At 71.4% G+C, this 24318-nt stretch carries 21 protein-coding genes; 14 read left to right on the top strand and 7 right to left on the bottom strand.

From position 1 onward, the window contains the following. Positions 1-110: 110 nt before the first annotated feature. Positions 111-302 (top strand): hypothetical protein, encoded by a 192-nt coding sequence (locus ACOKR1_RS06435; RefSeq protein ID WP_422935876.1) that lies wholly within the window; start codon positions 111-113, stop codon positions 300-302. Between the two features lie 116 nt (positions 303-418). Here ACOKR1_RS06435 and purH read toward each other — a convergent pair whose 3' ends face one another. After that, positions 419-2083, bottom strand: a complete 1665-nt coding sequence (gene purH / locus ACOKR1_RS06430) for a bifunctional phosphoribosylaminoimidazolecarboxamide formyltransferase/IMP cyclohydrolase (protein ID WP_422935875.1) — start codon at positions 2081-2083, stop codon at positions 419-421. A gap of 324 nt (positions 2084-2407) precedes the next feature. Here purH and ACOKR1_RS06425 point away from each other — a divergent pair, with 324 nt between their 5' ends. Further along, a complete protein-coding gene (locus tag ACOKR1_RS06425) occupies positions 2408-2866 on the top strand; it encodes a DoxX family membrane protein (RefSeq protein WP_422935874.1) in 459 nt (152 codons plus the stop codon). A gap of 55 nt (positions 2867-2921) precedes the next feature. Here the strand turns inward: ACOKR1_RS06425 and ACOKR1_RS06420 are convergent, their stop codons facing one another. The 5 genes from ACOKR1_RS06420 to ACOKR1_RS06400 form a co-directional block, all read right to left on the bottom strand. After that, positions 2922-3734 (bottom strand): ABC transporter permease, encoded by an 813-nt coding sequence (locus tag ACOKR1_RS06420; RefSeq protein WP_422935873.1) that lies wholly within the window; start codon positions 3732-3734, stop codon positions 2922-2924. Next, positions 3731-4636 (bottom strand): ABC transporter ATP-binding protein, encoded by a 906-nt coding sequence (locus tag ACOKR1_RS06415; RefSeq protein ID WP_422935872.1) that lies wholly within the window; start codon positions 4634-4636, stop codon positions 3731-3733. The genes ACOKR1_RS06420 and ACOKR1_RS06415 overlap by 4 nt, the downstream gene beginning before the upstream one ends. A gap of 87 nt (positions 4637-4723) precedes the next feature. Then, entirely contained in the window at positions 4724-5323 is a 600-nt protein-coding gene (gene purN, locus ACOKR1_RS06410) for a phosphoribosylglycinamide formyltransferase (protein WP_422935871.1), read from the bottom strand. 49 nt (positions 5324-5372) lie between these two features. Continuing rightward, entirely contained in the window at positions 5373-6689 is a 1317-nt protein-coding gene (locus tag ACOKR1_RS06405) for a DUF6350 family protein (RefSeq protein WP_422936573.1), read from the bottom strand. A gap of 166 nt (positions 6690-6855) precedes the next feature. Further along, the gene (locus ACOKR1_RS06400) at positions 6856-8040 is read right to left on the bottom strand and encodes a 12-oxophytodienoate reductase (RefSeq protein ID WP_422935870.1); all 1185 of its coding nucleotides are present in this window, start codon (positions 8038-8040) and stop codon (positions 6856-6858) included. Positions 8041-8239: 199 nt separating this feature from the next. On the opposite strand from ACOKR1_RS06400, the gene ACOKR1_RS06395 reads away from it, so the two are divergent. The 11 genes from ACOKR1_RS06395 (at position 8240) to ACOKR1_RS06345 (ending at position 22679) form a co-directional block, all read left to right on the top strand. Beyond that, positions 8240-8698 (top strand): DUF4383 domain-containing protein, encoded by a 459-nt coding sequence (locus ACOKR1_RS06395; protein WP_415856904.1) that lies wholly within the window; start codon positions 8240-8242, stop codon positions 8696-8698. 121 nt (positions 8699-8819) lie between these two features. Further along, positions 8820-10031, top strand: coding sequence for an MFS transporter (locus ACOKR1_RS06390; RefSeq protein ID WP_422935869.1), 1212 nt, complete (start codon positions 8820-8822; stop codon positions 10029-10031). Positions 10032-10098: 67 nt separating this feature from the next. Then, positions 10099-11247: a glycosyltransferase family 4 protein gene (locus tag ACOKR1_RS06385; protein ID WP_422935868.1), complete on the top strand. Its 1149-nt coding sequence runs from the start codon at positions 10099-10101 to the stop codon at positions 11245-11247. 15 nt (positions 11248-11262) lie between these two features. Next, positions 11263-12627 carry a UDP-glucose dehydrogenase family protein gene (locus ACOKR1_RS06380; RefSeq protein ID WP_422935867.1) on the top strand — a complete coding sequence of 455 codons (1365 nt, stop codon included), beginning with the start codon at positions 11263-11265 and terminating at the stop codon, positions 12625-12627. Positions 12628-12681: 54 nt separating this feature from the next. Then, positions 12682-16059: an SNF2-related protein gene (locus ACOKR1_RS06375; RefSeq protein WP_422935866.1), complete on the top strand. Its 3378-nt coding sequence runs from the start codon at positions 12682-12684 to the stop codon at positions 16057-16059. Between the two features lie 272 nt (positions 16060-16331). Next, positions 16332-16982, top strand: coding sequence for a transglycosylase family protein (locus tag ACOKR1_RS06370; RefSeq protein ID WP_422935865.1), 651 nt, complete (start codon positions 16332-16334; stop codon positions 16980-16982). A 167-nt stretch (positions 16983-17149) separates the two neighbouring features. Continuing rightward, positions 17150-18047, top strand: a protein-coding gene (locus ACOKR1_RS06365; RefSeq protein WP_422934230.1) for an IS5 family transposase whose coding sequence is annotated in 2 segments (ribosomal slippage) — positions 17150-17500 and positions 17502-18047 — 897 coding nt in all. Because the reading frame shifts where the segments join, the coding sequence is not laid out codon by codon here. Between the two features lie 226 nt (positions 18048-18273). After that, positions 18274-19836 (top strand): NCS1 family nucleobase:cation symporter-1, encoded by a 1563-nt coding sequence (locus ACOKR1_RS06360; protein ID WP_422935864.1) that lies wholly within the window; start codon positions 18274-18276, stop codon positions 19834-19836. Between the two features lie 170 nt (positions 19837-20006). Beyond that, positions 20007-20747, top strand: a complete 741-nt coding sequence (locus tag ACOKR1_RS06355; RefSeq protein WP_422935863.1) for an aspartate/glutamate racemase family protein — start codon at positions 20007-20009, stop codon at positions 20745-20747. Positions 20748-20830: 83 nt separating this feature from the next. After that, positions 20831-22168 carry an FAD-dependent oxidoreductase gene (locus tag ACOKR1_RS06350; RefSeq protein WP_422935862.1) on the top strand — a complete coding sequence of 446 codons (1338 nt, stop codon included), beginning with the start codon at positions 20831-20833 and terminating at the stop codon, positions 22166-22168. Positions 22169-22178: 10 nt separating this feature from the next. Then, positions 22179-22679: a DinB family protein gene (locus ACOKR1_RS06345; RefSeq protein ID WP_422935861.1), complete on the top strand. Its 501-nt coding sequence runs from the start codon at positions 22179-22181 to the stop codon at positions 22677-22679. Between the two features lie 63 nt (positions 22680-22742). On the opposite strand, the gene ACOKR1_RS06340 is transcribed toward ACOKR1_RS06345, so the two are convergent. Then, a complete protein-coding gene (locus ACOKR1_RS06340) occupies positions 22743-23408 on the bottom strand; it encodes an HAD-IA family hydrolase (RefSeq protein ID WP_422935860.1) in 666 nt (221 codons plus the stop codon). A gap of 128 nt (positions 23409-23536) precedes the next feature. Between ACOKR1_RS06340 and ACOKR1_RS06335 the strand changes: the two genes are divergently transcribed. Continuing rightward, positions 23537-24283 carry a GntR family transcriptional regulator gene (locus tag ACOKR1_RS06335; protein ID WP_422935859.1) on the top strand — a complete coding sequence of 249 codons (747 nt, stop codon included), beginning with the start codon at positions 23537-23539 and terminating at the stop codon, positions 24281-24283. Positions 24284-24318: the final 35 nt, after the last annotated feature.

The raw sequence follows: 24318 nt of genomic DNA, 5'->3' as shown, positions 1-24318 counted from the left end.
GCGGGCACCCCCCGCTCTGCGCCCGGACCGGTCCACCACCTCGCAGTACCCCACCCATTCAAAAACCTGGCGCCGCGCCCGTGGCGCCACCACCAAAGGAGTGAACCACCATGACCAAGCTCACCATCACCGAAATCGCCGCCGAGTCCGTCGAGCTGCTCCCGGCCCGCGAGACCCTCTTCTGGGACGTCAACACGGCCCTCATCGCGGCCCAGAACGCCTCGTACGCCGTGAACGCCGCGACGGTCCTCTCCGTCGCGCACAGCACGGCCGTTCAGGGCATCACCGTCACGCAGTTCTGATCCCCCACAAAACTCCGGCGCCGCTCCTCCCCCAGCCCGGCGCGGGAAAAAGGAGAGGGAGGCTCGGTCGCTCCGAGCCTCCCTCTTCGCATGCGCTCGGGTGGCGCAGGCGGCGGTCAGTGGAAGAAGTGCCGCGAACCCGTGAGGTACATCGTGATCCCGGCGGCCCTCGCCGCGGCCACCACGTCCTCGTCCCGGATGGAGCCGCCCGGCTGCACGACGGCGCGGACGCCGGACGCGATGAGGATCTCGAGCCCGTCCGCGAACGGGAAGAACGCGTCGGAGGCCGCGACCGCGCCCTGAGTCCGCACGGGTGCGGTGCCCGCGCCGGTGCCGGACGCGCCGCCCGCGGCGTCGACGTCGGACTCCACGGCCACGCCGAGCGTGTTCGCGCGCTCGACCGCGAGGCGGCACGAGTCCACGCGGTTGACCTGGCCCATGCCCACGCCCACCGACGCGCCGTGGTTGGCGATGAGGATGGCATTCGACTTCGCCGCGCGGGACGCCTTCCATGCGAACGCGAGGTCTGCGAGCGTGGCCTCGTCGGCCGGCTCGCCCGTCGCGAGGGTCCAGTTCGCGGGGTCGTCGCCCGCGGCGTTGAGCCGGTCCGAGACCTGCACGAGCACGCCGCCCGAGATCTGCCGCAGCTCCGTCGGGTAGCGGTCGTAGCCCTCGGGGAGGGCGAGGAGGCGGATGTTCTTCTTCTTCGAGAGGATCTCGACGGCCTCCGGCTCGAAGTCCGGCGCGACGACGACCTCGGTGAAGATGCCCGAGAGCGTCTCCGCCATGCCCTTCGAGACCGTGCGGTTGGCCGCGACCACGCCGCCGTATGCGGAGACCGGATCGCACGCGTGGGCCTTGTGGTGCGCGTCCGCGATCGGGTCCGCCGCGCCGGGCGTCGCGATCGCGATGCCGCATGGGTTCGCGTGCTTGATGATCGCGACCGCGGGCTCGTCGAAGTCGAACGCCGCGCGCAGGGCTGCGTCGGCGTCGACGAAGTTGTTGTAGCTCATCGCCTTGCCGTGGAGCTGGTCCGCCTGAGCGATGCCAGCGGGGGCCGCCTTGTCCACGTACATCGCTGCCTGCTGGTGCGGGTTCTCGCCGTAGCGGAGCACCTCGGCGCGCTCGAGCGCGAGGCCCGCGTACGCCGGCCAGTCGACCACGCCGTCGCCGTCCTCGTCGAGGAACTGGCTCGCCGTCCACGTCGCGACCGCCGTGTCATAGGACGCCGTGTGCGCGAACGCCCTCGCCGCGAGGCGCTGGCGGGTCTTGAGGTCGAAGCCACCGGCCGCGGCGGCCGTGACCACCTCGCCGTAGAAGGCGGGATCGACGACGACGGCGACGGCGGCGTGGTTCTTCGCGGCCGAGCGAACCATCGCGGGACCCCCGATGTCGATCTGCTCGACGACGTCGTCCATCGCGGCGCCCGAGCGTACGGTCTCGACGAAGGGGTAGAGGTTGACGACGACGAGGTCGAAGGGCTCGATCTCGAAGTTCTCGAGCGTCTTCATGTGCTCGGGCACGCGGCGGTCCGCGAGGATGCCGCCGTGCACGCGCGGGTGAAGCGTCTTGACGCGGCCGTCGAGCATCTCGGGCGAGCCGGTGACCTCCTCGACCTCCTGCACGGGAACGCCGGCAGCGGCGATCCGCTTCGCCGTCGAACCCGTCGAGACGATCCGCACCCCTGCCGCGTGCAGCCCCTTCGCGAGCTCTTCGAGGCCTGTCTTGTCGTAGACCGAGATCAGGGCACGGCGGATGGGAACACGGTCAAGCTGGATCACGGGGCACTCGTCTCTCTCGCGCGCGGCAGGGCAGGCAGGTGGGTTCCACAGCATTCTAGCGAGGCCCGCTCGACGCCAGTCCCTCGGGCGCACGGCCCCAGCCATGTCGACAACCGCCGCACTGGGGCCCCGAGCCCGCAGTGGGCGGCCTTCCCCGCAGTGGGGCCCCGGGCCCGCCACCCCAGTGCGGGGAGGCAGCCCCAGTGCAGGGAAGCCACCCCATTGGCTCGAGGTCGACCCTCCCCGTTGTGCGTCGGGCTGACAATCCCGGTGCGGCTCCTTAGGCTGGAGGCGCGAGGAGGCCACGGATCGAAGGAGAACTCAATGGGATTCACGCCGAGCCACGCCATCCTGCGCCTCGTCACCGGGGCGTACCTCATCAATTCGGGCGTCACGAAGCTCTCGCTCGACGAGCAGAAGGCCGAGGCCATCCAGAACATGGCCGCCAACGCGATCCCGCAGGTCAAGCAGATCCCGGCCGCGACCTTCGGCAAGGCCGTCGCCGCGGGCGAGATCGCGCTCGGGTCCGCCCTCGTCCTGCCGATCGTGCCCACGAAGCTCGCGGCGCTGGGGCTCACGGCCTTCGGCGCGGGTCTCCTCGCGGTCTACGCGAAGACCCCGGGCCTCACCCAGGCCGACGGCGTCCGCCCGACCCCCGCGGGTGTGGCCATGGCCAAGGATTCGTGGCTCGCCGCGATCGGCCTCGCGCTCCTCATCGACCGCAAGCACCGCAAGGCGCCGAAGGCTGTCGCCGCGCCTTCCGGGAAGGGCTCGAAGAAGTAGCCGAGCACGCGCCGTCGGACCCTCACCACCGTGAAGGACGACGACGGCGCGCGCCTCAGGCGTCGCGCCGGATCCAGCGGAACGTCAGGCGGCTCACGAGGAGCCCCACGACGAGCCACACCACAAGCCACACTCCGACCCAGCCGAGCTCCCAGCTCCCGTGCTGTTCGAGCGCCTTGAACCCATCGGGCAGGAACACCGAGCGCATCCCCTGGGCGATCCACTTGAGCGGGAAGACGCTCGCAAGGTTCTGCATCCAGTCGGGAAGCATCGAGAACTGGAGGTAGACCCCGGAGATGAACTGCAGCACGAGCACGATCGGCACGACGACGGCGGTCGCGCTCCGGCTGCTCCTCGGCAGGGCGGAGAGCGCGATGCCGAGCAGCGCGGACGTCACGGTGCCGAGGACGAAGACCCACGCGAATGTGCTCCACGCGTCCCACGACGTGGGCAGGGCAACGCCGAACGCGAACTTCGAGACGACGATGAGCATGGCCGCCTGCAGGACCGCCGTCACGAACACCCGGCCGAGCTTGCCGAGGAAGTAGGAGACGGGGGAGAGCGGGGTCCCGCCGAGCCGCTTGAGCGTGCCGTCGCCCTTCTCCCCCGCGATGTCCACCGCGAGGTTCTGGACGCCGGAGAGCAGGATCCCCGCCGCGAGCATGCCGGGCAGGTAGTACGCGGCGACCGAGACGTGGTCCGGCGAGCCCGGCCCGAGGCTGATGTCCCCGCGCGAGCTGAACGCCGCCGCGAAGATCCCGAGCATGAGCATCGGGAAGAGGAACGTGAAGAAGACAGTGTCCGGCGAGCGGAAGTACCCCTTGGTCTCGTAGCCCGTGCGGGCCATTCCCAGCGACATGACGCTCATGCCAGCTCCCCTTCCTCGACGAGTTCCGCCGCGGAGGCCTGCGAGCCCGCGCCATGGACCAATCCCAGATAGACGTCTTCGAGGCTCGGACGGATGACCTCGAGTTCCCGCGGCTCGCCCCCGAACCGGCGCGCGAGCTCCGCGACGAGCTCGGCCGGGCGCTGGGTGCGCTCCTCACGCGGGGCGCCCGACTCGTCGCGCCAGCGCACCACGGGGATGCGCGCCTCCGCGCCGCCGAGCTCGTCGATGTGGCCCACCGCGACGAGGCGGCCGCCCACGATCACGCCGCCCCGATCGCCGAGGCGGGCGGCCTCGTCGAGGTAGTGGGTGGTGAGGAGGATCGTGGTCCCCTCGGCCTTGAGCTGCTCGATGAGCTTCCAGAATTCGCGCCGAGCCTCGGGGTCGAAGCCCGTGGTCGGCTCGTCGAGGAACAGCAGCTCCGGGCGCCCCACAATCGCGAGCGCGACGTCGACGCGGCGCTGCTGGCCGCCCGAGAGCTTGCCGATCCGGGTCTTGGCCTGCTTCTCGAGGCCCACGGCCGCGATCACGTCCTCGACGTCGCGGGGGTTCGGGTAGAAGCGCGCGAAGTGGGCGAGCTGCTCCCGGACCGTGTACTGGCCGCTCTCCCCCGTGGACTGCAGGACGATCCCGAGCCGCGCCTTCCAGTCGAGGCGCGCGTGGGCCGGGTCGGCGCCGAGCACGCTCACCTCGCCCGCAGTGCGGCGGCGGTAGCCCTCGAGGATCTCGACGGTCGTGGACTTGCCGGCGCCGTTCGGGCCCAGCAGGACGAACGTCTCACCGCGGGCAATGTCGAGGTCAATGCCGGCGACGGCGGTCAGGTCGCCATATTCCTTGCGCAGCCCGCGGACGCGGACCGCTAGATCGGCAGGAGTGGTTCTCATGCGACGAGCATGACGTGGTTTGGCGCGCCGCGGCAATCGTCAGGAGGCCGATGTGTGCATCCCCCGATCGGGGGATGCCGCGGAGGACTAAGCGGCGGATGTCCCGCTCGACGGCGCCGTGAGCTCCCCAGCCCCGAGGCGGCGCAGGACGTCGATGAGGAGCCGCCGCTCGACGACCTTGATGCGCTCGTGGAGCGACTCCTCGTCGTCGTCCTCGGCGATGGCGAGCGCCTCCTGGGCGATGATCGGGCCCGTGTCCACGCCGGCGTCGGCCCAGTGCACCGTGCAGCCGGTGACCTTGACGCCGTAGGCGAGCGCGTCGCGGACCCCGTGGGCGCCCGGGAATGCGGGGAGCAGCGCGGGGTGGGTGTTGAGGTAGCGCCCGCCGAAGCGCTCGATGAACTCGGGGCTCACGATCCGCATGAAGCCCGAGGAGACCACGAGGTCCGGGGCGTACGAGGCGACGCGCTCTGCGAGCGCGGCGTCCCATTCGGCGCGCGTGGGGAACGAGTTGAAGTTCACCACGAACGTCTCGAGCCCGGCCTCTTCCGAGCGCTCAATCCCGTAGGTCCCGTCGCGGTCCGCGCCCACGGCGCCGATCTCGACCTCGAGCTCACCGGCCTTGACGGCGTCGATGACCGCCTGGAGATTGGAGCCGGTGCCGGAGACGAGGACCACGATGCGCATGGATCAACCTTAGGCGACCGGCACCGCGCGCCCCTTCCGGAGCACGCCGCTAGCCGATGCTCGTCGCGGCCGAGCGCGCGAGCTGGCCCCGCTCGAGCCACGGGCCCAGCGCGTAGCCGATCACGGCGCCGACGGCGACCTCCGCCCCGACCCACACGAGCGTCCAGAGCGGGTTCGGGCCGAGCGATGTGAAGCGCCCCACGCCCGCGGACCCACCCGAGAGCCAGGCCGTCCCGGCGCACAGGGCCCCGGCCACGGCGCCCACGAGCAGCCCGAGGACGAGCGCGGAGACCGTCGCCGTGAACCACCGCGCGGGAACCTTGATGGCGAGCCACTCGTCGAGGTGATCCTCGCCCGCGCGCTGGAACCACCACCCGCCGAAGACTCCCGCGAGCACAGCCAGGACCACGGCCACGGAAGTGAGCGGGACGGACGAGGTGGGGATCGCGGCGAGGACGGGGATCGGCGGGAGGGGACCCACCGCCGTCGTGAGTGCGCCCGCCGTCGATCCGGTGCCGAGGACGACGCCGGCCCCCGAGGACCACGCGAGCGTCCAGACCGCGAGATTCGGAAGATAGCCGAGCTGGGCGAGCGTGAGCGCGGCGCCGCCGACGCCGCCAGAGCCGAGCGCCTCGTAGACCGTCACGACGTCCGCCCAGCGGATCGCCAGATCGAGCGCGAGGAGCGCCGCAGCGAGTCCGAACGCCGCGACCGCGGCCACGAAGCCCGCACGGATCACGGCCCACAGATAGCTTCCCGTCCAGCGGGAATACTGACCGGTGCGGGCGATCCAGTCCACGGCGTCCACACCGATGAGCCGAGTCCATGAGCCGGCCTCGCGCCGGGCCCCGATCACGAGGCCGAGAACCACCGGGACGAGCGGGACCGAGGCGCCGAGCCCCGTGCTCGCGCTCACCTCCGGCGTGCTGCACACGAACGCCGTGGCGAAGCCCGCGAGGGCGTACATTCCAGCGGCGCCGAGGATGGCCTGCCACAGCGTGTCGGCATACGACGCGCGGGCCAGGCGCCGTCCTGCGCGCCACGAGAGGAGGAACGGGACGAGCGCAAAGCCGAGCGGGATGAGGCTCAGGACGCTCGACGTGGGGGACGTGCCGCCGATCGGCGCGAGCCCCGCGCCGTTGAGTCGGAGCGGCACGCCGTGGGCGAGGAGCCAGGCCTGGCCCGCGAGCCGCCCGGCCGCCTCGGCCGGCAGCGAGCCGAACCCTCCCGTGAGCCAGACCGTCGCAATCGGCGCGATTGCCATGACGGCCGAGAGGATCACGGCCTGCAGGGACTCGACCGCACCCTGGAGCCACAGCGGCATCGGCAGGCCGCGGAGCCCTTGCTGATCGGCGCGCAACTTCATCGCGTTCCACTTTGCCATGGACCGCCGCGGGCCTCGCTCAGGCGCGGCCGTAGAAGCCCGCGGCCTCCTGTCCACTTCTTCCGGGCGGAAGTCCGCGTCGCGTCGCGACCCGTCGCGTTCCCGGCCGATTGGGACAGATCAACCGGACGGGAACGCGGCGGAGTTCCTAGCTGAGCGTCTCGCGGTCCTCGGCACGGAACGGGAGGATCTCGGCGTGGCGGCCCTCGCGCACCTTTTCGACCCACGCGGGATCGCTCAGGAGCACCCGCCCCAGCGCAATGAGGTCGAACTCGCCGCGGCCGAGCTGCTCCAGGACGGGGCCCAGGCCGATCGTCTCAGCGCGGCCACCCGACTGGAACGCGACTTGGAACGCGTCGTCGAGGCCAACGGAGCCCACCGCGATCGAGGGCAGCCCGGTGACCTTCTTGGCCCACCCGGCCAGCCCCAGCCGCCCTTCGGGCCCCTCGACCTCCGGGAACGCAGGCTCCCAGTGGCGGCGGGTCGACGCGTGGAACGCCGAGACGCCCGCCTTCGCGAGCGTGCCGAGGAGCGCCTCGAGCTCCGCCGGCGTGGTGGCGATGCGGGCCGAGTAGTCACCCGACTTCCACTGGGAGAAGCGGAAGATCACGGGCAGCTCGGGGCCGACGGCGTCGCGCACGGCCGCGGCGACCTCAGCCGGGAAGCGCGTCCGCGCCTCGAGCGAGCCTCCGTACTGATCCTCGCGGCGGTTCGTGCCCTCCCACAGGAACTGGTCGAGGAGGTAGCCGTGGGCGCCGTGGAGTTCTACGGCGTCGAAGCCCGCATCCTTGGCCGCGAGTGCGGCGCGCGCAAAGTCGTCGCGGATGCGCTCGAGCTCGGCGACGGTCGCTGCCCGGCCGCGGGCCTTGCCCGAGGACGAGAGGCCGGACGGGCTCAGCGTCGGAAGCTGCGGATTGAACGAGGGATGGTCCCCGCGCTCCGCGCCCAGATGCCAGAGCTGCGGGGCGATCAGCCCGCCCTCGGCGTGCACAGCGTCGACGAGCCGCTTCCACGCCGCGAGCTGAGGCTCGCCGAAGAGACGCGGCACGCGGGTGCTCGGACCCGAGTCCTCGGAAACGTAGACGCCCTCGGTGATGAGGAGGCCGACTCCCGCCGCGGCCCGGCGCGCGTAGTAGCCCGCGACGTCGTGGGTCACGGTGCCGTCAGGGGAGAACTCCCTGGTCATCGGCGCCATCGCGAAGCGGTTGGGGACCCGCAGGGATCCGAGGCTGACGGGCTCGAAGAGCTCCTCGATGGCCGCCGAGCGCTGCCCGGCCGCGCCCGTGTTCTCTTCCGTGTACTCAAGGGTCATGTTGGCGGCAACGGCGCCCACCGCCTCCGCATTTCCTGATTCCACCCCTGAGGATGTGATCTTCAGCACATACTCGTTTCCACTACCGGACGTAGAATTAACGTGTTGATGCTGCGACCAACGCCCGCCCTCCGGGGTGGGACCGGAGGGGTGGCGCGCCGTGACACCAGCGCCTTGGGGGCGTTTGCCTCACGGGCAGGTCAACAGGGTAGGAGGAACGATGACTACCGCCGCGCCGCACGCACACCACGGCGTCCACTTTGGTCGCAAGGACATCCAACTGCTCGCCATGGGGGTTGGCGCTCTCTGGGGCCTCGTCGGAATCTTCGGGTTCATCCCCGGACTCACGCAGGGCTACAGCGACCTGAAATTCCTTGGGCCGGATTCGCACGCGATGCTGTTCAACGTCTTCCAGACCTCGATGCTGTTGAACGTTGTGCAGATCGTCATTGGCGTCGTCGGCATCGTGATGGGACGCACCTCGATGGGCGCGCGCCGGTTCCTCATGTGGTTCGGCGGCCTCTACGTGGTCCTCGCGATCTACGGGTTCGTCACCGGAACATCCACCGCGAACGTCTTTGCGTTCAGCACGGTGGACAGCTGGATGATGATCGTCCTCGGCCTGCTCATGGCCGGGGCAGGTTGGTACGTGGCGAACAACGTCGAGGATCAGGCGTAGCGCCGGCAACCAGGAAGCCATCCGAAAGACGGCGCGGACCGACTAGGCGAGGTCCGCGCCGTCGTCCATGCCCCGCCGTCATCCTTCTCCGCGCCGGCGCCCGCTTCCATAGACTTCACGGGTGAGCCCTTCCGACGCCCAGCCCACGCCCGCGCCCTCGCGCGCCGTCGTCGTCCCCCTGTACGCGGCGGGATTCACCACCGCGTTCGGCGCCCACAGCATCGCCGCGGGCCTGGGCGCCGAGAGCGAGGACATCGGCCTCAACCTGCTCGTGCTCGGCGTGCTGCTCGCGCTGTACGACGTCGCGGAGGTCTTCCTCAAGCCGATCTTCGGCACGCTCGCGGACCGGATCGGACCGAAGCCCGTGATCGTGGGAGGGCTGCTCGGCTTCGCGGTCGCATCCCTCGTGGGGCTGTGGTCGGGGCAGCCGCTGCTCCTCGCCGTCGCGCGCCTCGGACAGGGCGCCGCCGCGTCGGCGTTCTCCCCCGCCTCGTCGGCAAGCGTCGCGCGGCTCGCGGGCACGCGCACGGGCCGCTACTTCGGCCGGTACGGCGCGTGGAAGGGACTCGGATACGCGTTCGGGCCCCTTCTCGGTGCGGGGGCGCTGCTCGTCGGCGGGTTCCCGCTGCTGTTCGGGGCGCTCGCGGTGCTCGCGCTCGGCGTCGCCGGCTGGGTGGCGGCGGGCGTGCCGCGCCTCGAGCCCCTCCCCCGCCCGCGGTACACCGTCGCGGACCTTGTGCGCCAGCTCACGGAGCGCTCGTTCCTCGGGTCGACGCTCGTGCTCGCGGCCGCCACCGGATCGCTCGGCGCCGCCGTCGGCTTCCTCCCTGCTCTCGCGGCGCGCTCGGGGCTCGGCACCGTCGAGTCCATCGGTGCCGTCACCGTCCTCGCGCTCGCCTCCTCGATCATTCAGCCGCGCGTGGGCCGGCTCCGTGACGCGGGCAGGATTCGCGACGGCGCGGGCATGGCCGGCGGGCTCCTCGTGATCGCGGCCGGCGCCCTCGTGGCCGTCCTCACGCCGTTCGCGCCGGGGCCGTGGTCCGCGATGCCCGTGTACGCCGCGGCGCTGCTGGTCGGCGCGGGGATCGGCATCGCTACGCCTGTCGCATTCGCACACCTGGCCGATTCGACGCCGACCGAGCTGATGGGCCGCACGATGGGCTCCGCCGAGCTCGGCCGCGAACTCGGCGACGCCGGCGGCCCGCTCCTCGTGGGTGCCGTGGCGACCGGCGCGGGGATCGGCTGGGGGCTCGGGGCGCTCGCCGTCGTCGTCGGCGGCATCGCGGCCTTCGCGCCGGGCCTGCGCGCGCAACCTTCGCAACCCTCGCGTTAACCAAGGCTTCCCCTCTGCGTCACGGCGTTTCCGCCATCTCGTTAGGAACCGCACCGACCGTGGAAGCGTGAGGATAGCGATAGTTGCCGAATCGTTCCTTCCGCAGATGAACGGCGTGACCCACTCAGTCCTGCGGGTCCTTGACCATCTCCAGGAGCGTGGCGACGAGGTCCTCGTGATCGCCCCCGCCGGCGATGGCGCTCCCGGCCCCGAGTACGTTTCCGGTGCTCTCGTGCGCCGCCTCCCGGCGATGCCGATGGCCGGGTACGCCAAAGTCCGCGTCGCGTTCGGGGCCGTCCCGAAGGTCAAGCGCATCCTGAGAAAGTTTGCGCCCGACGTCGTCCACCTCGCCTCCCCGTTCGAGCTCGGCTGGCGCGCCGTCCGCGCCGCCCACAGCCTCGGCATCCCCACCGTGGCGATCTACCAGACCGAGGTCCCGAGCTACGCGGCCCGGTACGGCGTCCCGTTCCTCGAGAACTGGGCGTGGCAACGGGTCGAGAAGATCCACCTCCTCTCGGACCGTACGCTCGCGCCGTCGTCGTTCGCGATCAACCAGCTGCGCGGTCGCGGCATCTTCGACGTCGAAATGTGGCGCCGCGGCGTTGACACCCAGCGTTTCCACCCGTCAAAGCGCGACGCCGCGTGGCGGGCCTCCGTCGCCGGCCTCGCCCCCGACGGGACTCCCCGCAGGATCATCGGCTATGTGGGCCGCCTCGCCGCCGAGAAGCAGGTCGAGGACCTCCGCGTGCTCGCCGACCTGCCGAACACGAAGCTCGTGATCGTGGGCGACGGGCCGCTGCGCCCGACCCTCGAGGCCCAGCTGCCGTCGGCATACTTCGCGGGCTTCCAGGGCGGCGAAGACCTGGCCCGGCTCGTGGCGAGCTTCGACCTGTTCGTCCACCCCGGCGAGTTCGAGACGTTCTGCCAGACCATCCAGGAGGCCATGGCGTCCGGCGTGCCGGTCGTCGCGACCGGCCGCGGCGGGCCCCTCGACCTCGTGGACAACTCCAAGACCGGCTGGCTCTACACGCCCGGCCAGCTCAACGAGCTCCGCTCCTACGTGCAGGACCTCATCGGCGACGACGCGAAGCGTGCCGCGTTCGCCGAGGCGGCCCTGCAGAGCGTTCAGGGCCGCACGTGGTCCTCGATCTGCGACCAGCTCGTGCGCCACTACGAAGACGTCATCGCGGCCCGCGCGCCGCTCGCCCTCGCCTGACCTGAAAGGACCCACATGAAGATCTCGGTCATCGGATGCGGCTACCTCGGAGCGGTCCACGCCGCGACGCTGGCGTCGATGGGTCACGATGTGGTGGGAATCGACACCGATGCCGAGAAGGTGGGACACCTCTCGCGCGGCTTCGCACCGTTCTACGAGCCCGGCCTCGAGGAGCTCCTCGCCGACGGGCGCACCACCAACCGGCTCACGTTCTCCACCGACATGGACCTCGTAGCGGACTGCGACGTGCACTTCCTGTGCGTCGGGACGCCGCAGTCGAAGACGAGCGAGCTCGCGGACCTGACGTACCTCGAGTCGGCCACGCGCTCGCTCGCCGATCGCGCGCGGGCGGGCTCCGTCGTCGTCGGCAAGTCCACCGTCCCGGTGGGCACGGTCCACCGGGTGCGGGAGTGGCTCGCACAGGCCGACGTCGAGCTCGCGTGGAACCCCGAGTTCCTGCGGCAGGGCACGGCCGTGAAGGATTCGCTCGTGCCGGACCGCCTCGTGTACGGCGTGGACGGGGCCGAGCCGGGCGCGGGGAGCGCGACGGCCGCCAACACGATCCGCGTGCTCGACGAGGTCTACGCGCCGCTCCTGCACGCGGGGGTCCCGCGGATCGTGTGCAACTTCGCGACGGCGGAGCTCATCAAGTCGGCGGCGAACGCGTACCTCGCCACGAAGCTCTCCTACATCAACGCGATGGCCGAGCTGTGCGACGCGGCCGGGGCCGACGTCACGCAGCTCTCCGCCGCGATGGGCCTCGACCCGCGCATCGGCCAGCGGTACCTCGCGGCGGGGCTCGGCTTCGGCGGCGGCTGCCTCCCCAAGGACATCCGCTCGTTCCGGGCCCAGGCCCGCGAGCTCGCGGTCGACTCGGTCGACGCGTGGATGGGCCTCGTGGACCAGATCAACATCAACCAGCGCGGGCGCGTCGCCGCGATGACCGCGGAGCTCTGCGGCGGCTCCGTCGCGGGCCGCCGCGTGGCGGTGCTCGGGGCGGCGTTCAAGCCGGACACCGACGACATCCGCGACTCCCCCGCGCTCGACGTCGCGCTGCAGCTCGCCGAGGCGGGCGCCCACGTGGTCGTGACGGACCCGAAGGCCATCAACAACGCGTGGATGCGCTACCCGCAGCTGCAGTTCGAGCAGTCGGCCGCGACGGCGTGCGAGGGCGCCGAGGCGGTCCTGCTGCTCACCGAGTGGGCCGAGTATCGCGGGCTCAACCCGCTCGAGCTCGCCGAGATCGTGGCGCGGCCCGTCATGGTCGACGCGCGGAACGTCCTGGATCGCGAGGCGTGGGCGGCCGCCGGCTGGACGCTCGTGGGCCTCGGCACGGGCGACGTCGCGCCGGCGGCGCGGGAGGCCACGACCGCGCTCTAGCGTTCTCGAGCTGCGGCCCGCTGGGTTGTCGGGCCTGCGTGGGAGGATTGCACCGTGTCCCTCTCCGCCGTGCCTCAGCCCGGGCCGAACCCCGCCGACCTGCCGATGGTCGACGTGCCGGGGCTCATCCGGGCGGTGGGCCCGGCGACCATCGCGCGTGCCACGGCGTACGCCCGGGGCGGTCACGTTCTGAATCTTGACTGGAACCCGGAGACGGGAGCGCTCTCGGCGCAGGTCCAGGGCAGCGAGGACGAACCCTATGAGTGCGTCGCCCGGATTCGCCGAGTCTCGGGCCGCGACGTGTTCGCGGGCGGCTGGTGCTCGTGCCCGGTCGCGGGCGACTGCAAGCACGTCCTCGCCGCGCTGCTCGTGGCCAACGAGCAGACGGTCCGTGCGCGCATGGGCCTCGCAGCGCAGACCCCCGCCCTCCCCTCCACGGCACCCACGCAGCCCGCGTGGCGCGCGGCCCTCGCCGAAATCCTCGCCCCGAGCGCGGCGGCGCGGCCCTCGCGCGAGGCGCCGCTCGGTCTTCAGTTCGAGCTCCGCGACCTCGACCGCGAGGCGCGCAAGCGCTTCGGCGCGGCCTACGCGCGGCAGCGCCGCGAGGGCACGAAGCTCGGGATCCGGCCCGTGAGCTTCAACCCCGGCACGGGCCGCTGGGGAAAGGGCACGCTGAGCTGGCAGACGTTCGCGCGGCGCGACCACCACGGCCTGTACAAGCCCGCGCAGTTCCGCGTGCTGCAACAGCTCCAGCCGCTCCAGCTCTCCGACGGCGGCGACCACTGGCGCGGCCCGGACTCGTGGATCTATCTCGACGACTTCGCGAGCCCGCTCCTGTGGGCGGTCCTCGCCGATGCGAAGGCGGCGGGCGTCGCGCTCGTGGCGCCGCGGAAGAACGGCCGCATCCACGTTGCGGGCCTCGCCGAGGTGGGGCTCGACGTGCGCTCCGCGGACGACGGCGGGCTCACGGTCGCGCCGTCGCTCGCCTTCGACGGCGAGGAGGTCCCCGCGGCGTCGGCGGGCGCGGTGGGCGATCACGGCGCGTACGCCGCGCTGCACCGCGGGAGCGAGGAGCTCATCGTCGTGGCACCGACGTCCCGGCGCCTGAGCGAGCGCGAACGGGCGCTCCTGCACCGGCGCGAGGCGATCGCCGTGCCCGAGGAGGACCGCGACGCGTTCTTCGCCGACCTCTACCCCGACCTCGCGCGCAGCCTGGCCGTCGCAAGCGGGGATGAGAGCGTGGACTTGCCGCGCGTCGAGCCGCCCGTGCTCGTCCTCACCGCGACGTTCGAGCCCCGCGACCGCCTGCGCCTCGCGTGGCACTGGGAGTACAGAACGGGCGACGGCGTGCGGCAGCTCCCGCTCTATTCGGCGGCGGGCGAGCGCCACGTGCGGGACGAGGCCGCCGAGTCGGACGCGATCGAGCGCGTCGCGGGGGCGCTCGAGGACAGCGCCCTCGGACGGCGTGCCCTCGGCGAGGCGACGCTCACCGACCTCGACACCGCCGACTTCGCCGAGCGCACGCTGCCGGAGCTGCGCGCCGTCCCCGGGGTCGAAGTGGCGCTGCGGGGCGAGCAGCCCGACTACCGGCGCCTCGACGGGGCGCCCGAGCTCGTGCTGAGCGCCGTCGAGAGCGAGAAGCGCGACTGGTTCGACCTCGGGCTCATGGTCTCGATCGAGGGCCGCCAGATCGCGTTCCAGGACATCTTCGTGGCACTCGCGAAGGGACGCACGAAGGTCATGCTGCCGGACAAGTCGTGGTTCCGGATCGACACCCCGGAGATCCTGCGGCTCAAGGACCTCATCGACGAGTCGCACGAGCTGCGCGAGTGGCGCGCCGACGGCGGCCCGCCCCAACCGCCCCGGTTGAGCCTCTACCAGGCGGGGCTCTGGGACGAGATCGCCGAGATCGCGGGCCAGACGGTCGAGCCGCCGCGATGGCGCGACACGGTCCGCGGGCTCCTGGACCCTGCGGCCCTCGATCCCGCGGCGGTTCCCGAGGGCCTCGCCGCCGAGCTGCGCCCCTACCAGCGCGAGGGCTTTCAGTGGCTCGCGTTCCTCTGGCGGAACGGGCTCGGGGGCGTCCTCGCCGACGACATGGGCCTCGGCAAGACGCTCCAGACGCTGGCCCTGTTCCTCCACGCGCGAGACCACGCGCGCGAGGCGACGCCGGGCGCGGATGGTGAGGGGCGCCGTCGTCCGTTCCTCGTGGTCGCGCCGACCTCCGTGGTGCCCAACTGGGCCGCCGAGGCCGCCCGCTTCGCGCCGTCGCTCAAGACCGTCGCGGTCGGGGACACGGAGCAGGCCGCGGGCGTCCCGCTCTCGGCGACCGTGGCCGGCGCGGACATCGTGGTGACGAGCTACGCGCTGTTCCGGCTCGACGTCGACGCGTACTCGGCGCTCGCGTGGGACGGGCTCGTCATGGACGAGGCCCAGTTCCTCAAGAACCGCGCGACGAAGGCGCATCAGTATGCGCGGGACCTGGACGTGCCGTTCAAGCTCGCGCTCACGGGCACCCCGCTGGAGAACAGCCTCATGGAGCTGTGGTCGCTCTTCGCGATCGTCGCGCCGGGCCTCTTCCCGGGCGCGAACCACTTCGCGCAGGAGTTCGCGCGGCCCATCGAGAAGGGCGGCGACGCGGGGCGGCTCGGGAGGCTGCGCCGCCGGGTGCGCCCGCTCATGCTGCGGCGCACCAAGGAGGCCGTCGCCTCGGAACTGCCGGAGAAGGTCGAGCAGCGCCTCGACGTCGAGCTCGCGCCGAAGCACCGGCGCCTCTACGAGCAGTACCTCCAGCGCGAGCGCGAGAAGGTGCTGGGCCTCGTCGAGGACCTCGACCGGAACCGTTTCATCGTGTTCCGCTCGCTCACGCTCCTGCGGCTCATGGCACTCGACCCATCGCTCGTGGACCCCGAACTCGCCGGCCCGCCCCCGGCGAAGCTCGACGTTCTGCTCGAGCAGCTCGCCGACGTCATCGCCGAGGGGCACCGGGCCCTCGTGTTCAGCCAGTTCACGTCCTTCCTCAAGATGGCGGGCGCGCGGCTCGACGCCGAGGGGATCCGCTACTCCTATCTCGACGGCTCCACGAAGCGCCGCGGCCACGTGGTTCAGGGGTTCAAGGAGGGCGATGCCCCGGTGTTCCTCATCTCGCTCAAGGCCGGTGGCGTGGGGCTCAACCTCACCGAGGCCGACTACTGTTTCCTGCTCGACCCGTGGTGGAACCCGGCCGCCGAGGCCCAGGCCGTGGACCGCACGCACCGCATCGGCCAGACGCGCACGGTCATGACATATCGGCTCGTGGCGCGCGGCACGATCGAGGAGAAGGTCATGGAGCTCAAGGAGAAGAAGGCCGCCCTGTTCACGTCCGTCATGGACGACGACGCGCTGTTCGGGTCGGCGCTGACCGCTGAGGATGTTCGCACTCTTTTGACCTGAGTTGGGTCACGCGATTTTGATCACGATTTTGCAACGGCTGATTCTTACCTTACGGTAGATCAAGGTTCGGTAACGAGCCGCCCCTGATGCGGGTACAACGTCGGCGATCCCCAGCACGTCGGCCATATATGCCGGGTACTGCCGTCCACCGCTCGCCGCCGTCTGTGCAGTCACCATCGTCCTGACCTCGATCTGTCAGGGGCCGGCGGCGCACGCGGACTTCCGGGGACGGAACGAGTGCCGGTGGAGCCCCGTGCATCTGTGAGAAACCCATGAAAAAGAACACTTTCACCACCGCCGCACGTCGTTCCCTCGCCCTCGCAGCCATTTCCGGTGCCGCCCTTGGCGGCGCCGCTCTGGCCGCTCCCGCCGCCAACGCCGCGAGCACGTCCACGTGGGACGCCATCGCGCAGTGCGAGTCCGGCGGCAACTGGGCCATCAACACCGGCAATGGCTACTACGGCGGCCTCCAGTTCACGCTGGGCACGTGGCAGTCCTTCGGCGGCACGGGCATGCCGAACCAGGCCTCGAAGGCGCAGCAGATCGCTGTCGCCGAGCGTGTGCTCGCGAGCCAGGGCTGGGGCGCGTGGCCGGCATGCTCCGCGAAGCTCGGCCTGTCCGGCACCGCGGGCGCCAACCCGACCCCCGTCCAGGCCGCGCCGGCCCAGGCCGCACCCGTCCAGCAGGCTCCCGTGCAGCAGGCCCCGGTTCAGCAGGCTCCGGCCCAGTCCGCTCCGCGGCACGCCGCCACGGTTCCGGTCTCGGGCCAGACCTACACGGTCAAGGCCGGCGACACCCTCAGCGGCATCGCCGAGCAGCTCGGCCTCAACGGCTGGCAGCAGCTCGCCGACGCCAACTCGAAGATCATCGCGAACCCGAACCTCATCTTCCCGGGCCAGGTCCTCCAGCTTCCGGCGGCCTAAGCCCTAGCAGCCAACCGGCTTCGGCCGGCCCTATCCCCCGTGCGAGCGCCGCATCGGCGTCGCGCGCGTCCCCTGACGCGCACGACGACGGTGCGGCGCTCGTGCGTGCGGCCCGCTTAGGGCGTGTCTGACAAATTCGGGGCGTTCGCTCTGCAATCGTTGGGGGCGTGTCTCGGTTCCAGTTGCTCTCCGATGCCCAGTGGTCGCTGATCGAGGATCTGCTGCCCCGCCCGACCGGTCGGAAGGGGCGGCCGTTCGCCGATGCCCGGTCGATGGTCGAGGGGATCGTGTACCGGTACCGGTGCGGGATCGCCTGGCGTGACCTGCCGGAGGTGTTCGGTCCGTGGCAGACGGTGTGGACCTGGCACCGGCGCCTGGCCGGGGACGGGACCTGGGACCGGGTCCTGTCCCGTCTGACGGCGGCCGCGGACGCGGCCGGGAAGATCGACTGGAGCCTGTCCGTGGACTCCACGATCGCCCGCGCCCACCAGCACGCGACCAACATCGCCCGCACGACAGGGGGCTTCGTCGAACTACATGAATCCGGCCGCGGAGCCGCCTGACCATTCGGTCGGGCGCTCCCGCGGCGGCCTGACGACCAAGATCCACCAGCTCGTCGACGGGCACGGCCTGCCCCTGGTGACCGCCTGCACCCCGGGGCAGGCCGCCGACTCCCCGATGCTCCTGCCGCTCCTGGAGGCCTTGAAAGTGGCGCGCATCGGGCGCGGCCGACCCCGGACCGTTCCGGATGCGCTGCGCGGGGACAAGGCCTACTCCTCGCGCGCGATCCGTACCCACCTGCGCACCCGGGACATCAAGGCCGTCATCCCCGAGCCCGATGACCAGAAGGGCCACCGCAAACGCCGCGGCTCACGAGGCGGCAGGCCGCCGGCCTTCGACGCCGCCGACTACCGCAACCGCAACGTCGTCGAACGCCGCTTCTGCCACCTCAAGCAATGGCGAGGGCTCGCCACCCGCTACGACAAGCTCGCAATCGTCTACCGCGCCGCCGTTGTTCTCAACGCGACGATCGCGTGGCTGCGACATTTATCAGACACGCCCTAGATCCCGACGAGTCACGTCATCTCACATGACGGAAAATTATATCCACGAATCTATTGCCAAGCCTGGTATCCCAGAGCTATCTTGTATACCAAGCGATGAGACCCCAGTCACACCCCACTGAGACTCACCGCACCCGGCGCCAGCGCCGGAAGCTGAGCCTCACAGCGCAACAGGCCAGCGGATCCCCGCGGTTCCCCCACCGCAACCATCGATCCGAAAGAGAACCATGAACAGCACCCCGGACACCGTCGTCCAGCCGCTGAATACCCCCCTCACCCTCACTACGGAACGCACGGCGGCGCCGTCGTCCGACGGCGCCGCGGCCCACCAGCCGGACCGCGACCCCCGCCTTTCGAACAAGGACCTCGATCCGCTCAAGGAGCAGAAGTGGGGCTCCTACAACATCTTCGCCTTCTGGATGTCGGACGTTCACAGCGTGGGCGGCTACGTCACGGCGGGCAGCCTCTTCGCCCTCGGGCTCGCGTCCTGGCAGGTCCTGGTCTCCCTCGTCGTCGGGATCCTGATCGTCCAGTTCTTCTGCAACCTCGTCGCGAAGCCGAGCCAGGCGACGGGCGTCCCCTACCCCGTGATCAACCGCGCGATCTTCGGCGTCCGCGGAGCCAACATCCCCGCGATCATCCGAGGACTCATCGCGATCGCCTGGTACGGCGTGCAGACGTACCTCGCGTCCCAGTCGCTCGTGATCGTGATGCTCAAGTTCTGGCCGTCCCTCGCCCCGCTCGCGGTGAACGAACACGGCTTCCTGGGCCTCTCGCCCCTCGGCTACGTCGCCTACGCGATCCTCTGGGTTGCCCAGGGCCTCGTCTTCTGGCGCGGTATGGAGGCCATCAAGAAGTTCGTCGACTGGGCCGGCCCTGCCGTCTACGTCGTCATGATCCTCCTGGCGGTCTACCTCGTGGCCAACGCCGGCTGGGACCGCGTCTCGTTCAACCTGTCCGCGGGCAAGCCGCTCGACTTCGGCGCCTCGATCCCGGTCATGCTCTCTGCCGTCGCCCTCGTGGTCAGCTACTTCTCCGGCCCGATGCTCAACTTCGGCGACTTCTCCCGCTACGCCAAGTCGTTCAAGGCGGTCAAGAAGGGCAACCTGCTCGGCCTGCCCATCAACTTCCTCTTCTTCTCCCTCCTGACCGTCATCACGGCGTCCGCCACGGTTCCCGTGTTCGGCGAGCTCATCACCGACCCGATCGAGACCGTCTCCCGCATCGACGCTCCGTTCGCCACGATCCTCGGCGGCCTGACGTTCGTCATCGCGACCGTCGGCATCAACATCGTGGCCAACTTCATCTCCCCCGCGTTCGACTTCTCCCACGTCAACCCGCAGAAGATCTCGTGGCGCATGGGCGGCATGATCGCCGCGGTGGGCTCCGTGATCCTCACGCCGTGGAACTGGTACTCCAACGCGACCGCGATCCAGTACTCCCTCGGCATCTTGGGCGCCCTCATCGGCCCGCTCTTCGGGATCCTCATCGCCGGCTACTTCGTGGTGAGCCGCCAGCGGATCTGGGTCGAGGAGATGTACACCATGAGCCCGAAGGGCCGCTACTGGTTCGTCAACGGCTTCAACCCCAACGCCGTGTGGGCCATGATCCTCTCCGGTGTCCCCGCCATCGCGTCGGTCCTCATCCCGACGATCGTCGGCCAGGCCCAGTGGATCTCGGACTACTCGTGGTTCGTCGGCTGCGGCATCGGCTTCGTCGCCTTCGCGGTCCTCGAGCGGGTCCGCCCGCACATCAAGACCGGCGAGTCAGAGCCCGTCCCCGCGGCCTGACCCCCAGCCCTAACCCACCCCAGCCGCGGACGACGGCGGCGCTCACCCGCCGCCGTCGTCCGCGCCACCCGTCCTTCCCACCCCGCCCGTCCGCCCAAACCCTCCCGCCCGAAGCCAGCCCGCAGCCAGCCCGAAGCCGCCCCGAGCCGCAGCCGACGAAAGAGCCCCCGATGCGCATCCTCGTTGCCAACGTCAACACCACCCAGTCCATGACCGACGCGATCGCCGCGCAGGCACGCCGCGCGGCGCTTCCAGGCACGGAGATCGTGGGCCTCACGCCGCGGTTCGGCGCGGATTCGTGCGAGGGGAACTTCGAGAGCTACCTCGCGGCCGTCGCGGTCATGGACGCCGTCACGCGGTACGAGGGCGAGTTCGACGCGGTGGTCCAGGCCGGCTACGGCGAGCACGGGCGCGAGGGGCTCCAGGAGCTCCTCGACGTGCCGGTCGTGGACATCACCGAGGCCGCGGCCGCGACGGCGATGTACCTCGGGCACAAATACTCCGTCGTCACAACGCTCGACCGCACCGTCCCGCTCATCGAGGACCGGCTCAAGCTCGCGGGGCTCGGCGCGCGCTGCGCCTCGGTCCGAGCATCCGGGCTCGCGGTCCTCGAACTCGAGTCGAACCCGGAGGCGGCGATCGAAGCGATCGTCGCGGAGGCCGAGTGGGCCGTCCGCGAGGACAAGGCCGAGGTGATCGTGCTCGGCTGCGGCGGGATGGCGGAACTCGAGGCGCGCATCCGCGAGCGCTGCGGCGTCCCCGTGGTCGACGGCGTCGCGGCAGCGGTCGCGACGGCGGAATCGCTCGTGCGCCTCGGCCTCACCACATCGAAGGTCCGCACCTTCGCCTCGCCCCGGCCCAAGCGCGTGCTCGGCTGGCCGCTCCCGGGTCAGCCGGTGACGCTCAGCTGACCCCGCGCCGAATGGCCGGGTTTTTGCGGGTGCGAGCCGCTTGCACCCGCGAAAACCCGGCCATTGCGTGAGAAGCTGAACCCATGGCTGCGAACGATCGCACGCGCGTCGCCATCGCCGGCGCCGGGCCCGCGGGACTGTTCCTCGGACTCCTCTTGGCTCGGGCCGGCGTCGCCGTCACGGTCCTCGAGAAGCACGCCGACTTCCTCCGGGACTTCCGCGGCGACACGGTCCACTCCTCCACGCTCACACTGCTCGACGAGCTCGGCCTCGGGCCCGCGTTCGCCGCGATCCCCCAGCGGCGCATCACGCAGGTCGCCGCGCAGCTCGACGCCGGAACCGCCCGCATCGGCGACCTCTCGCGGCTTCACGGCCCGCACCCGCACATCGCGCTCGTGCCGCAGTGGGACCTGCTCGAGCTCCTCGCCGACGCGGCCGCGCGCGAGCCGGGCTTCCGGCTCCTGCGCAACGCCGAGGTCACGGGCCTCCTGCGCGAGGGCGGCGCGGCGGGCGCGGCAGGCGGCCCGGCAACCGCGCACGACGGCGCCGGTCCGGGCGGCGGAAGGGTCACCGGCGTCGCGTGGCGGGATCGCGCCAGCGGCAAAGAGGACGGGGCCGAGCACACGCTCGAGGCGGATCTCGTGGTCGCGTGCGACGGGCGCTGGTCGGCCGTCCGCGACGCCGCCGGGCTCACGCCGCACGCGTTCGGTGCGCCGATGGACGTGTGGTGGTTCCGCGTCCCGCGCCACGCGGACGACCCCGACGGCGGCTTCGGCCGTGCGTCCCGCGGGCAGTTCCTCATCATGGTCGACCGTGGCGACTACTGGCAGTGCGGCTACATCATCCGCAAGGGCGCCGACGCCAAGCTGCGGGCGGAGGGCCTCGAGCGGTTCCGCGCGCGCCTCGCCGCGCTCCAGCCGTGGCTCGCGGACCGCCTGGCCGGCGCGCCGTCGTCGTTCGAGGACGTCAAGCTGCTCGAGGTGAGGCTCGACCGCCTCGAACGGTGGCACCTCCCCGGACTGCTCGTGATCGGCGACGCGGCGCACGCGATGAGCCCCGTGGGCGGCGTGGGCATCAACCTCGCGATCCAGGACGCCGTTGCGGCAGCCCGGATCGTGCGGCCCGCGCTCCTGAGGGGCGGGCCGGTGCCCGAGTCCGTTCTGCAGAGCGTGCAGCGGCGGCGCTGGTGGCCCACGGTGCTCGTGCAGGGATTCCAGCAGGCCGCGCACCGCGGCGTGGTCGGCAGGATCCTGGACGAGGACGCGTTCGACCGTCCCGGGGCCGAGCCGGACGGGGCGCTCCCGCTGCCGCTCCGGATCCTCGAGGAGTTCCCCGTCCTGCAGGCCATCCCTGCGCGCTTCGTGGCGGTCGGGCCGCTCCCCGAGCACGCCCCACGCTGGGCCCGCCGCGCGCCCGGCTAGACTCCGGCCCATGACCACGATGCCGAGCATGGACCGCGAGTCCTTCCACGCCGACCTCCGCACGCAGTTCGAAACCTTCATCGACGAGCACCGCGCCGCGCTGCACGCGTGCCTCGACGGGCTCACGGAGGCCGAGGCGCGGACCTCGCTCGTGCCGTCCCGAACCACGCTGCTGGGCCTCGTGAAGCATGCCGCGTTCGTCGAAAAGGTGTGGTTCGACGAGGCGATCACGCTGCGCTCGCGCCAGGAGATCGGCATTCCGGCGACCCCCGACGAATCGTTCATCCTCGACGACGGCGACACCATCGCGTCGGTCCAAGCCGCCCACCGTGCGGCGTGCGAGGACTCGCGGCGCGCGGCGGCGGGCTTCACGCTCGACGACGAGGTGCTCGGCAACCGGCGGGGCCCGCTCCCCCTGCGCTGGGTGTATCTGCACATGCTCCGGGAGCTCGCGCAGCACTGCGGCCACGCGGACATCCTGCGGGAGCAGCTCCTCGCGGCCCGCCACTAGGGGGACGGGACCCCACAACCCGACGGACGGGACCCCGCAACCCGACGGACGGGACCCCGCAACCTAGGGGGCGTCCGCGAGGGTGAGGCTGATGCTCCCGCCGGGGGCGTACTCGACCGTGATGCCCGCGAGGTCCGGCGTGTGATGCGTGGGGCCGAAGGCCGCGGCGCGCGGGCCCACGCCGAGCACCCGCATCCCGGCCGAGAGGCCAGCGAGGATGCCGGCCTCGGAGTCCTCGAGCACGAGGCACTCGCCCGGATCCACGCCGAGCCGCGCCGCGGCCTTGAGGAAACCCTCGGGATCGGGCTTGCTCGCGGAGACGAGCTCGGCCGTGATGAGGAGCGGCGGGAGCGGGAGACCGGCGGCGCCCATGCGCACGCGGGCCAGGGTGTCGTCGGCCGAGGTCACGAGCGCGTGCGGCGCGCCGACGAGCGCCTCGAGCAGGGCGGGTGCCCCGGGCACTGCCATCACGCCGTCCACGTCCGAGCTCTCCTCGGCGAGCATGCTCGCGTTCTCGGCGAGGTTCTCCTCGACGGGCCGCTCCGGGAGCAGGAGCGCCATGCTCAGATGGCCCTGCCGCCCGTGGATCACGGAGAGGACGTGGGCGGGGTCGAGGGCGTGCCGAGCGGCCCACCGCCGCCACACGCGTTCCACGACGGCGTCGGAGTTCACGAGGGTCCCGTCCATGTCGAGCAGGACCGCACGGGCGGTCAGGGTTGTCGCGCTCACGCGGCCTCCTAGGAAATCGTGCCTCCGCCTAGGGTAGCGTGACCTACCATGGTCCTGACTGGATCGAACCACCGATTCGGACACCGATTCGACCACCGAATCGATACCCCAAGGGAGCGGAGGCTCGGGTGAGTGCATCGCACGAGGACTGGTCGCCGTCGTCCGCACTGAATGACAGCCCCGTGCCCAAGCACGAGCAGCTCCGCGCCATCCTCCTCCGCCTCGCGAAGGACCAACTGGCGCCCGGCGCGCTCCTCCCGAGCGAGCGCACGCTCATGGACGCGTACGGGGTCAGCAGGATCACGGTCCGGGCCGCGATAGGCCGCCTCGTCACGGACGGGCATTTGGTCCGCGTGCCGGGAAAGGGCACGTTCGTGGCCGATTCCGCGGTCCAGTCCACGCTCCACCTCGCCTCGTTCACGCAGGAGATCGAGGCCCAGGGGCTCACCCCGAGCACCGTGGTCCTCACCGCGGAACGGACGACGGCGCCACCAGACTCCGCCTCCGCGCTCAGCCTCGCGCGGGGCGCCGAGGCGATCCACATCCGGCGCCTGCGTCTGGCCGACGGACGGCCGGTGAGCGTCGACGACGCGTGGTACAGCGCGGAGCACGCCGGCGGGCTGCTCGGCATCGACCTCACGGGCTCGATCTATCGCGCCCTCGCCGCAGAGTTCGGCCACCAGATCGACCGGGCCAGGCAGACCGTCCGCGCCGAGGCCGCGCCCACCGACGTCGCGGTGCTGCTCGGCATGGAGGCCGGCGGGCCCGTGCTGTCCTTCGACCGGACCTCGTTCTCCGGCGATCTCGCGATCGAGCATGCGCGCTCGTGGTACCGCTCGGACCGCTACGCGCTCAGCATGGAAGTGCGGCTCTGATCTAGCGGCCGCGCCTCTGGCGGCCGAGCACCCGC

Origin of the sequence: Sinomonas sp. P47F7, from assembly GCF_049332655.1 — a bacterium.
In the GTDB taxonomy this organism is placed as follows: domain Bacteria; phylum Actinomycetota; class Actinomycetes; order Actinomycetales; family Micrococcaceae; genus Sinomonas.
Note: the sequence above shows the minus strand (reverse complement) of the source record. Positions and strands in the feature narration are given on the sequence as shown.